Origin of the sequence: Runella zeae DSM 19591 (genome assembly GCF_000423565.1) — a bacterium.
Taxonomy (GTDB): Bacteria; Bacteroidota; Bacteroidia; order Cytophagales; family Spirosomataceae; genus Runella; species Runella zeae.
In genome coordinates this window covers 26,719-40,035 of the sequence record NZ_AUIF01000038.1, presented here as the reverse complement: position 1 = coordinate 40,035, position 13,317 = coordinate 26,719, and the positions used below count along the sequence as shown (strand labels likewise).

The following is a 13,317-nucleotide window of genomic DNA, read 5'->3' as shown; positions in this document are numbered from 1 at the left end:
ACGGGATTCAAATCGTGACCTTGATGTGACATTTACTTCTTCCCTGCTCTTTTGAGCAGCTCATCCCTTTTGAGAATGATCATCCTACCGATAGGCTTACCTTCGCGGTACGTAATCACACGCAAAGTGACAGGGCCTTCGGGAATTTCGATAGGATTGGCATAGGTTGGCGAATAACGCCCCGGTACGGAGTCATCTATCGAATAAAAAATATCCAAATAAGGAACCTCTGTTTCGAGAGCTACCGTTAGCTTGCCGTCTTTCAGCTGCGGTTTGATGACAGCATCATAAGCACCACGGGCATAATTTATCCCTGCCAAATCGGCACGTTCCATTTGGGTTTCCATTCGGCGGACAAAATTCTCCCAATTTTTGCTGCCTTTGGGCGACCAATACACCTCCGACAACGCCCAACTCCGTGGGTACAGCATATACTCCGCATGACTCAGGGTATTGACACCCTCGGTCCAGAGGTTGCCTTGGCCGCCCAAAATAAACTTAGTATCTACGCCATCGGGCACGGGTTCAAAATCATAGCAGGTTTTGAGGCGCAGCGTGCTGTATACATAAGGCTCAAGGGTAGCGTCGCTTTGCATATAGTCGAGGTAGCAATACTGCACGGGCGTCATGATGACATTGTGCCCCATGTGAGCCGCTTCGATACCTCCTTTTAGGCTCCGCCAACTCATCACGGTGGCATCTGGAGCAATTCCCCCTTCCAAAATTTCATCCCAACCCAAGAGCTTTTTCCCTTTCGATTTCAAGATTTTGTCAACACGTTTCATGAAATACGCCTGCAACTCCTCCACGTGCTTCATGTTCATTTGTTTCATCAACGCTTGGCAGCCCGCGTCTTTTTCCCAATAGCCTTTATAGCATTCGTCGCCCCCCACGTGGATGTAAGGACTCGGAAATAAAGGCGCGACTTCGGCAAATACTTTGTCCAAAAACTCATACACTTTTTCATCCGAAGGATTGAGGGTATTATCGACCAGCATCTTAAACGTACCATCGCTGTACCATTCCGAAAACTTACTACCAGGATTTACTTTGGTGTTGGGGTCTTTGGTACAAGAAAGCTCAGGATAAGCCGCCAAAGCCGCCATGCTATGGCCGGGCACGTCTATTTCGGGCACGATTGTTACGTTTCTTTCTTGAGCATAGCGCACGAGTTCCCTAATATCGTCTTGGGTATAAAAACCACCCTCCGTAGCTGCTTCTCCGTCTTTGGGGGGAGCCAACTCGCCAAAATCGCCGATACGAGGTACACGCCATGCACCCACAGAGGTAAGTTTGGGCAAAGATTTGATTTCGATACGCCAGCCTTCATCGTCGGTCAAGTGCCAATGCAATACATTAAATTTCATGCGAGCCATGTAGTCGATATGGCGCTTCAGGTCTTCTTTTTTGAAAAAATGACGACTTACATCAAGCATCAATCCACGCCACGCAAAACGCGGATAGTCAAGCACGCGAACGCTCGGAATCGGCCAACGACGCTGTACTACGTTCTGACTTTCGATGTCGGTCGGTAGCAGTTGCAACAAAGATTGCACGCCATAATACAAGCCTGCGGGCTGATTAGCCGCTATTTTTACACTTTTGCCTAACACCTCCAACTCATAGCCTTCACTACCCAAAGTGGCTTTGGGAGTGGCATTTAGGTGCAAAGTGATGGCGTTGGAAAGTGTCGATTTGGAATTGACAACTTTCAACGAAAAACCAGTAGCCACGGCTAGTTTTTGAGCCAATTGATGGGCTATATCTTTGGCGTCCTGTTGTCCATACACAATCGTCGAAGCAGCAGTAAGCAGATATTCGCCGTTGAGTTGGTTCAATTCTACGGGTTGGGGAATAAGGTGAATCGCCTTTTTTTGGGCGTAAGTGGCAAGGCAACACCACAAAATACAAAAAGCCAAGGTGTACTTCATAAAAAGGATTTTAGTTCAAAGTAATGAATGTCCACAAAAATACGCGGAGTTTTTACATTTTTTTAAAATATAAAACTCCGCGTTAAAATAGAAGAATAGAGCGTAAAGAAGTGTATTTTTAGGTACTTTTCCCAACAAAAAAGCCCCAAATCAGCGAAATTTGGGGCTTTTTGTAGGATGTAAGGGACTAAAACAAACACCATACCACATTGATTATCAACTATTTAAAACACTTAATACCCAATATTTTGACTTAAATTTCTTCTTTTGTAGATACACTTAATTAGATATAATGCTGTATATCAATCTATTACAAGATAGGATAGATAAAAAAATATATATAGATTCTATTGTAATGTATGTGATTATTGAAACATTGGGCGTACCCAAAATGGTCAAACAATTGTTGGTTAGATAGTTGGTTGAGTGTTATTGAGTGTCCCTTTGCTTATCTTGAATATACTTTATTAGGTCTTCTCCCCATTCTTGCCAAATAGCAATAGCAGTTTGGCAATATTCTTCTGCTATAGGTACTTTTGTAGAATAAGGTAAGGCGTTTATATAACTTTCATGAGAAAAGGATAAGGATTTAGATTTATCGGGTGATGAATATAGATGCAAAATAGCTATGTTAATTAAAGTTTCGGCAAGAGAAGTTTGAAAAACGTCTGGATTTACCTCCGTTAATACTCTTCGAATAGTTAATGCTTCATTAAACTGCTTTTGAGCAGAATCCAATTGATTGAGTTTTCGATTCACATTGGCTAGATTATTGAGTGTCATTGCCACATCTGGCCTGAATATTTGTGGGTTATCCTCGGCCAAGGCTCGGTAAATGTCTAATGCCTGTTCAAACTCCTTTTCAGCGGTTTCAAACTGATTGAGGGCACTATGCAAATTCGCCAGATTATTCAGGGTGGTGGCCACATTGGGCCTGAATATTTGTGGATTGACTTCGGTCAATGCTCTATAAATTTCTAAAGCCTTCTCATACTGATTTTGAGCAGTATCAAATTGCTCCAAACTTCTATTGAAATTGGCTAGATTATTGAGCGTCATAGCCAAATCGGGCATAAATTTTTTTGGATTGACTTCAGTCAATGTTCTGTAAATTGCTAATGCTTCCTTGTACTGATTTTGAGCAGTATCAAATTGATTCAGTATACTATTTAAACTGGCCAGATTATTAAGCGTCATAGCCAAATTGGGCATGAATGTTTGTGGGTTGCTTTCGGTCAATGCTCTGTAAATTTCTAAAGCTTCCTCATACGGCTTTTGAGCGGTATGAAGTTGATTACGTTTTTTATTCAAATTTGCTAGATTATTCAGTGTCATAGCCATATCTGGCATGAATGTTTGTGGGTTGCTTTCGGTCAATACTCTGTAAATTTCTAAAGCTTCCTCGTACTGCTTTTGAGCGGTATGAATTTGGTTGTATTTTTGATTCAGACTGGCTAGATTGTTAAGCGTCATAGCTACATCGGACATGAGTTTTTGTGGGTTGTCTATAACCAATGCTCTGTAAATTTTTAAAGCTTCCTCGTACTGATTTTGAGCAGTATCAAATTGATTTAGGATACTATTAACATTGGCTAGATTGTTAAGCGTCATAGCCACATCAGACATGAATGTTTGTGGGTTGCTTTCGGTCAATGCTCTGTAAATTTCTAAAGCTCCATAGTACTGATTTTGAGCAGCATCAAATTGATTTAAAATACTATTAACATTGGCTAGATTATTGAGCGTCATTGCCACATCTGGCATGTAGGTTTGGGGATTGACCTCGGCCAAGGCTCGGTAAATGTCTAATGCCTTTGCATAGAAAGAAACTGCATGCTCATGACAATTATGTTCTTGTAAAAAATAGGCAAATGAGAAAAAGGTATCTTGATTTCCATCTATTTCTACCGCCGTTTCAAAATAAGAATAGGCATCATTAAACCAATGTTTATTCGTCTTATCAGTTTGAACTAATTGGGCTTTGGTAATGTATTCCTGAGCCAAAACCTCACGTTTTTGAGCTAATGATTTGCTATCTCTTTCTATTTCTTCCCTATCCTTTTGTAAATCTTTAGGGTCTAATATTGCATTTGCACCTTCCAAATCTCCTTGTTCAAACAATGTTCTTGCCTGTTTCAGTCGAGAACTATCCACATGTTCTGATTTATTAAGTGTCTCAGCCAGTCGTTTTACATTCTCCTCAAAGAGCGTTAATTCCTGCTTTTTTTGGTTTATTTGATTACTTAGGTCTAATTGTTTAATTGATAAATTTTGGACGTGTTCATCTAATGTATCACGAATATCTTCATCATCAGTTCGCTGAATTTGTTGCTCAATGCGACTTTTTTTATTGGTTACTTGCTCAAGTTCATGTTCATTGATATGTATCTGTTCGGTCAGATTTCGATGGGTGGAGAATAAATCATAGCTAGGAACTATGTTATCTTTGCTTTCATGTAGTGCTTGTACATTTTTGTCTATCTTTTCTAGCAATAATAAATCAGTTATTTTAAATAATCGGTTATAAATACCGTATTCTTTTAATAAGCTGATAATTTCATTACCATTCTTTAAGGAAATAAATCCCTCAGTTTTATGAAGTTCATCCAACTGCTTTTTTTTCCATGAAGCCCACCATATATTTTGGTCGATATCTAAGACCAAAGGAACACAAAGAATCCACTTTTCTAGTTCAAATTCTTGGGAGTTTACGGCGGTTTTAAAAGAGTCTCTTATTTGAGATTGTTGCGAAGAGCCAAATTTATCTAAAAAGAACTTGCATTGAATAACTATTATAGGACTAATGCCAATCTCTCCAACATAGATGTCAATTCCTCCATCCCCTTGCCGTACTTTAACTCTTTGCACAGTTGAATCTTTATGAATTTCTCGAAATAATTCTTCACAAGCATCTTCAAAAGCTGCTCTTGCACCCTCTAAACTTCCATACAAAGCTTTAAAGTCACGCCAATCTCTGTCCATTAATCAAAACTATGAGTTGTTAGGAGACTATTTTTATTGTCATAAAAACATACTGAAGGCTAAATTCATAATTCGTGTAACAAAAACCCCTCAAATTTTACGTTTTGAGGGGTTTTTGTCTTTTGGTTACTTTACTAGGCTTCGATTTCTTTACTCTAAACAATTGGCTTAGGTATAAGGAAAAAATCTACCTAAGCTAGATGAAGCATAACTCATTAATTTTTAGCGAGTTAAGATATAATGTAGGACGTAGGGGATTCGAACCCATGACCTCCGCCCTGTCAAGGCGGCGCTCTAAACCAACTGAGCTAACATCCTAGGTCTGCCGTCTGAAAAGTGTTTTTGAGGTCATTTCTCAAACGGGAGCGCAAATATACAAACTTTACGAAGTCCGCAAAGGCGTACGATAAATTTTTTGTGAAGGAATACGGCGCAAAATCAACAATCCAATCACAAAGATTACTGCCAAAAACAAAATACTATTGCGCATCCCGGATAGCTGCGTAATTACCCCAAAAATGGTAGTCCCCAAAAACGTAGAAAACTTATCGCAAACATCATAAAAGCTGAAATAAGAAGCTGTATCGGGGGTATTTTCGGGTAAAAACTTGGCGTAAGTAGAACGAGAAAGCGATTGTACGCCCCCCATTACAAAACCGATTCCGGCAGCCAATCCGTAAAATTGCACCTCGGTATATACAAAATACGCACTGACACATACCCCAATCCAAATCACCAAAATAGCGCATAAAGTGGCGGTATTGCCCCACTTGCCCGATAATAAAGCGGCACAATACGCCCCCACTATTGCTAAGATTTGAAGCAGTAAAATAGTCACAATCAGGGCATTGTCGGGGAGTTTTAGCTCATTGCTACCAAAAAGCGTCCCGATGTACATAACAGTCTGAACACCCATATTGTAAAAGAAAAAAGCAACTAAAAAACGCTTGGTCAAGGGAAGATGATTTAGCTCACCCAGCACCTTTTTGAGTTCGCGAAAACCATTCCAAATCCATCCACCTTCGCGTTTTTTGGTCGAAGGTTTGCCATTGGGTAGATAATAAAAAGGAATTTGGGCAAACCCTACCCACCAAATCGCCACCGTCACAAACGAAATACGGCAAGCAGTGCCTGAGTCGATGTTGCCGTACCATTCGGGTTTGATAAGCATCGTAAGGTTAAAAATCAACAACAATACACTTCCGATGTAACCCATCGTAAAACCACGCGCCGATAGTTTATCAAAACGGTCTTCAGTAGCGATTTCGGGCAAATAGGCGTTGTAAAATACGATACTCCCCGACCATCCAATCAACGAAAGCGTAAAAGCAATCACGCCCAAAACAAGATTTTCGCGGTTGAAAAAGTACAGCAACAAACAAGTAGCCGCCCCGAGATAGACAAAAAACTGCATGAATCTCTTTTTCCGCCCACTAAAGTCAGCAATCGCCCCCAAAATAGGATTGACAATCGCGATAAACAAAAACGCAAAAGAAACAGCAAAAGAAAAGAGAGCCGAATTGTTGACGGTGATTCCCAAAAACTCAACATCGGGTCCGCCTTGTGCATTGACGGCGGTATTGCTAAAGTAAATCGGAAAAATTGCCGATACGATTACCAGTGAATGCACCGAATTGGCCCAGTCGTACATACACCAAGCATTCAGGATTGAGGGTTTGTTCTTTTCCATATATAGAATTTTTGCGAGAATAGCGGAGGGTTAGGTACTTAGTCACGTTGCCTAAATTAGGCTGATTTACGTTTTGTAAAATAATACACGGGTACACCTAGCGCTACAATCAAAAGTCCCATTCCCGTATCAAAACGCGTGTTGGCATCGCTCAACAAAATCAAACAAATGCCCAACGTAACTATAATGTAAAATAAAGGTACAAAGGGATAGCCTACGGCTTTGTAAGGGCGGTCGGCATTAGGCTCACGACGACGTAACACAAAAATACCCGCAATCGTCACCATATAAAAGAGCAATGAGCCGAAGGTACAATAATTCAACAATTGATTATAACTTCCTGACAAACAAAGCAATGAAGCCCATACACACTGTACCCAAAGGGCTTTGGCCGGTACCGCTTTGGTATTGAGCGTAGAGGCTTGCTTCAAAAACAGCCCATCTTGTGCCATAGCATAGTAGAGCCTAGCCCCCGCCAATATCAACCCATTGATACATCCAAAAGTAGAAATCATGATGAGTACCGCCATGATACCCGCCGATGAACCCCCAAAAATCACCGACATAGCTGCCGTAGCTACGCGGTCGGTGGGATATTCGGCAAATTGAATCCCCTGCGCCATCACGTCGGTACCGCTAGCTGTACCTTTCAAAGGCAAAATACAGAGATAGGCGATGTTGGCCAATACGTACAAAACCGTTACGATGAGAGTTCCTAAAAACAAACTTCTCGGAATATTTTTCTTCGGGTCTTTGATTTCGGAAGCGATAAAAGTGACATTGTTCCAAGCATCGGACGAAAACAACGAACCAATCATCGCCACGCCCAAAGCCGTAAGCAATGCCATCCCCGAAATCATTGTCACGGTACCTGTTTCTTTGCTTGTTCGGCTCGCTTCCCAAGCATTGTCTAGGTTTTGTTGCAATACCCCGCTTTGTAGTCCATATCCTATTCCAATCAAAATCAGACCAAACAAAGCGATGAGCTTGGTAGAAGTAAAGATATTTTGAATCAATTTACCCGCATTGACCCCACGGGTATTGACATAAGTAAGCAAGATGATACAGGCAATAGCGTAGAGCGTACCCCAATAAACGTTGACCGGCCCGAGACTCACCAATACGTTGTTGGCATCTTGAAGATTGAGTTTTGGCAAAAATACGGCCGAATATTTGGTAAATGCCACCGCTACTGCGGCGATAGTGCCCGTTTGAATCACCGTAAATACAGTCCAACCATAAACAAAACTGGTGAGTGGCCCAAAAGACCTTTGGATATAGATGTACTGTCCGCCTGCTTTGGGCATCATACCTGCTAGTTCGCCGTAGCTAAGAGCAGCTGCCACCGTGACTACGCCCGTAAGCAGCCATGCCACTAATAGCCAACCCGTCGAACCAAGCATACGGGCCATGTCGGCGCTTACAATAAAAATGCCCGAGCCAATCATCGCTCCCGAAACGAGCATAGTGGCATCGAGCAAACCAAGTGATTGTTTGAATTGCGTAGATGAAGTGTCAGACATAAGTCGAATAAAAAGTTAAGTTAGGTTTAAGAACAAAGATATTAGAATCAATCGAAAAAACTTGGCAAGTTTAAGATACGTCAAAACATTATTCTGCAAAAGCAACAATTTGCTTTATAAGTGCTTCATTGATTTTGTAATAGCTCTCTTGGGTCCAGCCTGCTACGTGAGGTGTCAATATGACCCGCGGCGAATTGCGTAAATAATCAAACGCCTCTTGCTGCGAAGGTGTAAGTTTAGCCAATTTTTCATTTTCTAAAACATCTAAACAAGCTCCTCTTATCTTCCCACTTTCTAGTGCTTCTACCACCGCGGCCAAACTCACGATTTCACCACGGGCGATATTGATCAAGAAAAAGGGCTTGGCTACTTCTTGGATAAATGTCTCATCAAGCATCAGGCGTGTATCTTCTGTCAGCGGGATGTGCAAGCTAATCACGTCTGCTTGAGCTTTGATTTGCTCCAAAGTCGCCTCTTGGGCATATTCATTGCCGTAGTTTTTTAGGTACTTATCGTAGGCCAACACTTTGCAGCCAAACCCACTGAGACGTTTTGCAGTAGCACTTCCATTGAACCCAAACCCGATGATTCCCACGGTTTTACCCATTAGCTCTATCCCACGGTTTCCTTCACGGTCCCAGATGCCCTGACGTACTTCCTTATCGGCTTTCACAATGTTGGTCAACAATCCTAGCAGCATTCCCACCACGTGTTCGGCCACCGCGTCGCTATTACCTTCATTGGCGGCAAAAACTTGAATATTTCGTTTTTGGGTTTCGTCCAAATCAATCAAATCTAAACCTGCCCCCGCCCTCGCCACAAACTTCAAGCGAGTGGCACAGTTGAGTAGTTCTACGTCAACGGGCGTTTTACTTCGGATGATAAGCCCTTCAAAATCAACAATATATTCTAAAATCTGAGCCCTTTTAAACAAAGGCTCATAGCGATACGCCAATCCTGCTTGGTCGAGCATTTCGAAAAGCGAAGGATGTACTTCATCTACGATTAAAATATTCACAATTGTGTCAAGTTATTAAGAGGCACAAAAATAGTACGGTTTATTTGTAAATTGCACCCTCAATTATGAAACGATTTTATTGATTTTGGAGATTGAAAAGGTAATTCCATTTGGAAAGCAAAGCCTCTAATTTATAAAATCGGCTTACATTTTAATTTTTTTATTTATCATGAGTGAACCAGTTCATCATAAACCCATTATAGGAATTACCTTGGGCGATTATAACGGCATCGGGCCAGAAGTAATCCTTAAAGCACTGTACAACAACCAATTGAACCGTATCTGCACCCCTGTCATCTATGGTTCTATGCGTATTTTGAATCGTTATCGTAACCAACTAGAGATGAAAGATTGGAACTTGTTTGGCGCTCCTAAAATCGACCAAATCAATCCTAAGCTTACCAATGTGATCACGTGTTGGCAAGACCCTCAAGAAGAAATACAACCTGGAAAAATTACTCCAGAAGCAGGGAAAGGGGCTTTTGAAAGCCTCAAAAGAGCTCTTGAAGATTTAAAAGCGGGGAGATTAGACGGCTTAGTAACTGCCCCTATCAACAAAAGCAACATTCAAAACGACGAATTTAAGTTTCCGGGTCATACTGAATACCTCGCCGAAGCTTTTGAAGTAAGCGAACCTCTTATGTTTATGGTCAGCGATACGCTACGTGTAGGAGTCGTATCGGGTCATATGTCGCTACGCGAAGTAGCTGATTATATTACAAAAGACAAGATTGTGGTCAAATTGCAAGCCATGCTCAAGTCACTTCGGGAAGACTTTGGTACTCAAAAACCCAAAATAGCTGTGTTGGGATTGAATCCCCACGCTGGCGAAAATGGTTTGTTGGGTAAAGAAGAAGAAGAAATTATTTCGCCTGCTATTCAGGAGCTTAAAAGCAAAGGGCAGCTAATATATGGCCCATTTCCGGCTGACGGCTTCTTTGCGGCACAATCCTATCGCAAATACGATGCCGTATTGGCGATGTACCATGATCAAGGGCTCACACCTTTCAAAACGATTGCCTTCAACGACGGCGTAAATTTCACGGCAGGGCTTCCTATCGTACGTACTTCGCCCGACCACGGCACCGCCTACGATATCGCTGGCAAAAACTTAGCCGACGAAACTTCCATGCGGCAAGCTATTTATACCGCTTGTGATGTGATAAAAAATAGATACGAACAAGCTGAATTGGTTAAAAATGCGCTTAAAAAGAACCCTGTAGTAGAAAAAATGACCGCCCAAGAGGAAAAATAAGATGTTGAAATCAATGACCGGCTTCGGAAAAGCCACTATCGAATCCGCAACACTCTCGGTAACTGCCGAAGTAAAATCTCTCAATTCAAAGTTTTTGGATATTTTTTGCCGGATTCCGCGCAATTACTCCGAGCGTGAAATTGAAATTCGAAACCTTATCACTCAAAATCTCGAACGCGGCAAAGTAGAGTTTACCCTCACGGTCACTCCTTTGGGCGACGGCAGCGCGGGGACTGTCGTAAATCGGGCGCTGGTAAAAGCCTATTTTAAAGACTTACACCAAACTGCCGAAGAGCTTAGTTTTTCGCCCAACCCAACAGATGTATTGCGAATGGCCTTACAAATGCCTAACGCTTACTTGGCCGATGCCCCTACCGAAGAGCAACAGTTGGCCGAAATAGCCCAAATTCACCAAACTGTATTAGAAGCTCTCAAAAAATGTACTGAGTTTAGAATACAAGAAGGCCGCGCGCTGGACAGAGCTTTTAAAGAAGCGATCAAAAAAATCGGGGCACTATTGGCGGAGATTGAAGTTCTTGACCAAAATCGCATTCCTGCTGTACGCGAACGCCTGCGCAAAAATGCAAGGGATTTGTTACAAGACGAATCTTTTGACCAAAATCGTTTCGAACAAGAGTTGGTATATTATGTCGAAAAATTCGATATTTCAGAAGAAAAGGTAAGGCTCAAAAACCACCTTGTTTATTTTCTGGAAACCATAAAAAGCAAAGATAGCAACGGCAAAAAACTTAATTTTATCGCTCAGGAAATTGGACGTGAGATCAACACCATCGGTTCCAAAGCCAACGACGCGCCTATTCAGCACTTGGTGGTTCAGATGAAAGATGAATTGGAAAAAATCAAAGAGCAGACGGCTAATATTATTTAGGTACTGATGCGAAAACAGACTTTCCAAGTTTACAATCCACTTGATTATCAAAATGTTAAAAATAAAGCTTGGAAAGTCTAATTTTGCCTAAATACTTAGCTAATTTGAAAATGTATCGATTTAAACTTGCCAAAGCTTGTATCTCATTTTCAAATTGAGAAATTATTTCATTCCTATCACCGCGAGCATCCGTCCCGTTTTTCCTTTTTCTAAGCGATAAGAAAAATAATCTTCGTTGTGAGTGACCGTCGAATAGGGCGAAACTTCAATTTGGGCTAGAGGAACTCCACAAGATACTAGTTGAGCCGCATTTGCTTTTTTTAAATCTACCAAAAACTTTCCCGAAGACGAATCAAAACGTTTGAAGTCTTTATCGAAATGCACAGCTACTTCCTCTCCTACCTCAAAAGCGCACTCGTCGATACACGTACCCACATAAGCATAGCAATCCGACGGCTGCGTCCCGTAAGTTTGTTGCATCGTTTCTAGGGTTTTGACGACTATCTCCGCCACTGTACCACGCCATCCCGCATGTGCCGCGCCTACGGCCTGTTGTCTGGCATCATATATTAAAATAGGAGTACAATCGGCCACGGTCACTCCCACAAACACCCCAGGTACATTGGTTACTAAAGCATCGTAGCCTTCGGTTCGTTCGGCTTGGGTTACTATCCGTACTTCGTTGCCATGAACTTGGTGTGAAGCGGCAAACTGTTCAGAAAGAATACCTAAACTTTCGAAAAACACGCGGCGATTTTCGTGAACAGCCTCCCTCTCATCTCCCGATGACAGGCCCAAATTGAGAGAGGCATAAGGAAATTGGCTTACGCCCCCATGTCGGGTGCTTTCAGCCGCAATCAATCTCGGAAACGCCCCAAAAATAGAGGGCGCGCGAAAACAAACGCTTTGTTTTAATATCTTCAATTAATTTAAAATTTAAGTCTACAACTATACTCCCCAAACACTTGGATCTTCGCGCCACTTACTGAGGGTGTTAAGTTGACTGCTTTCAATAAAATCTAACTTAAGAGCTTCTGATATTAGGCAATCGTAGTCGCTGAGGCAGACTAATTTTACGTTTTTTTCCGAAAAATTATCGGCTGCCAATTGAAAACCATAGGTAAAAATGGCCGCCATTCCCAACACCTCTGCTCCTGCTTCGCGCAATACATCTACTACCTTAAGTGAACTTCCTCCCGTCGAAATCAAATCTTCCAATACTACTACTTTTTGTCCCTTCAAAATACGCCCTTCAATCTGATTTCCCATTCCATGTTTTTTGGGTTCAGGACGGACATAAGAATAAGGCAAGCGAAGTACGTCAGCCACTAACGCACCTTGCGCAATGCCCGCAGTAGCTACGCCAGCTACAATTTCTGCCCCTGGGAATTCGGATTTGATGGCTTCTGCCAAGGCATTTTTAATGTAAGTTCTGACCTCTGGAAATGACAAAGAGACGCGATTGTCGCAATAAATAGGTGATTTCCACCCCGAACTCCACTGAAAGGGTTGATCTGGACGAAGACGAATGGCTTCAATGTTGAGTAGAGAAGCTGCTATTTGCCGCGATACCACTTCTTTCTGCGTTAAAGCTGTTTGATTTTGCATGAAAATGATTGAATTTTTTACCGGGGCAAAATTACGTAGAAAAACGCATGTACTAACTATTTGCCCTCATTAACAAGTTTTAATATCAAATATCTGAGAAACCCGTAAATTTACGGACGCTGAGGCACACTTTCTGAGCACTTATCCTACTTTAATAATGAATTTACTAGTTTTACTCATCATAGGTATTTTGGTCTATTTTGGGTTTGCCTATTTTGTCTCTGGAAAAAACCTACGAAATAGTTGGCCTTGGTGGGTCATCATTTTGGTGGCCAGTGGCCTACTGCTTACCATTGTTAGAGGGGTTTATTTGTGGCTATCTTAGCCGTTTTTTTCCAGATAGACTTTGGATATTTGTGGTAGTATTGGCAATTATTAGACTCTAGTGTCGTTTAGTAACCACAAACGACAGAAACATTTA

At 41.7% G+C, this 13,317-nt stretch carries 10 protein-coding genes and 1 tRNA gene; 3 read left to right on the top strand and 8 right to left on the bottom strand.

Going from position 1 to position 13,317, the window contains the following annotated elements:
* Positions 1-32: 32 nt before the first annotated feature.
* From G563_RS0111775 to G563_RS0111745, 6 genes are all read right to left on the bottom strand, one after another.
* Positions 33-1,931: a beta-N-acetylhexosaminidase gene (locus tag G563_RS0111775; protein WP_028665488.1), complete on the bottom strand. Its 1,899-nt coding sequence runs from the start codon at positions 1,929-1,931 to the stop codon at positions 33-35.
* A gap of 429 nt (positions 1,932-2,360) precedes the next feature.
* Positions 2,361-4,913, bottom strand: coding sequence for a tetratricopeptide repeat protein (locus G563_RS36945; protein ID WP_051210929.1), 2,553 nt, complete (start codon positions 4,911-4,913; stop codon positions 2,361-2,363).
* Positions 4,914-5,156: 243 nt separating this feature from the next.
* Positions 5,157-5,231 (bottom strand) — tRNA-Val (locus tag G563_RS0111760).
* Between the two features lie 64 nt (positions 5,232-5,295).
* Positions 5,296-6,603 carry an MFS transporter gene (locus tag G563_RS0111755; protein WP_028665487.1) on the bottom strand — a complete coding sequence of 436 codons (1,308 nt, stop codon included), beginning with the start codon at positions 6,601-6,603 and terminating at the stop codon, positions 5,296-5,298.
* Between the two features lie 56 nt (positions 6,604-6,659).
* Positions 6,660-8,126: an APC family permease gene (locus tag G563_RS0111750; RefSeq protein ID WP_028665486.1), complete on the bottom strand. Its 1,467-nt coding sequence runs from the start codon at positions 8,124-8,126 to the stop codon at positions 6,660-6,662.
* Positions 8,127-8,214: 88 nt separating this feature from the next.
* The gene (locus G563_RS0111745; RefSeq protein ID WP_028665485.1) at positions 8,215-9,144 is read right to left on the bottom strand and encodes a 2-hydroxyacid dehydrogenase; all 930 of its coding nucleotides are present in this window, start codon (positions 9,142-9,144) and stop codon (positions 8,215-8,217) included.
* Positions 9,145-9,313: 169 nt separating this feature from the next.
* On the opposite strand from G563_RS0111745, the gene pdxA reads away from it, so the two are divergent.
* Positions 9,314-10,399 (top strand): 4-hydroxythreonine-4-phosphate dehydrogenase PdxA, encoded by a 1,086-nt coding sequence (pdxA, locus tag G563_RS0111740; RefSeq protein WP_028665484.1) that lies wholly within the window; start codon positions 9,314-9,316, stop codon positions 10,397-10,399.
* A 1-nt stretch (position 10,400) separates the two neighbouring features.
* Entirely contained in the window at positions 10,401-11,288 is an 888-nt protein-coding gene (locus G563_RS0111735) for a YicC/YloC family endoribonuclease (protein WP_028665483.1), read from the top strand.
* Positions 11,289-11,450: 162 nt separating this feature from the next.
* Here the strand turns inward: G563_RS0111735 and pgeF are convergent, their stop codons facing one another.
* Positions 11,451-12,212 carry a peptidoglycan editing factor PgeF gene (gene pgeF, locus G563_RS0111730; RefSeq protein ID WP_051210928.1) on the bottom strand — a complete coding sequence of 254 codons (762 nt, stop codon included), beginning with the start codon at positions 12,210-12,212 and terminating at the stop codon, positions 11,451-11,453.
* Between the two features lie 24 nt (positions 12,213-12,236).
* The gene (pyrE, locus tag G563_RS0111725) at positions 12,237-12,896 is read right to left on the bottom strand and encodes an orotate phosphoribosyltransferase (RefSeq protein ID WP_051210927.1); all 660 of its coding nucleotides are present in this window, start codon (positions 12,894-12,896) and stop codon (positions 12,237-12,239) included.
* 157 nt (positions 12,897-13,053) lie between these two features.
* Here pyrE and G563_RS38015 point away from each other — a divergent pair, with 157 nt between their 5' ends.
* Positions 13,054-13,221 (top strand): hypothetical protein, encoded by a 168-nt coding sequence (locus G563_RS38015; RefSeq protein WP_157585273.1) that lies wholly within the window; start codon positions 13,054-13,056, stop codon positions 13,219-13,221.
* The last annotated feature ends 96 nt before the right edge of the window (positions 13,222-13,317 follow it).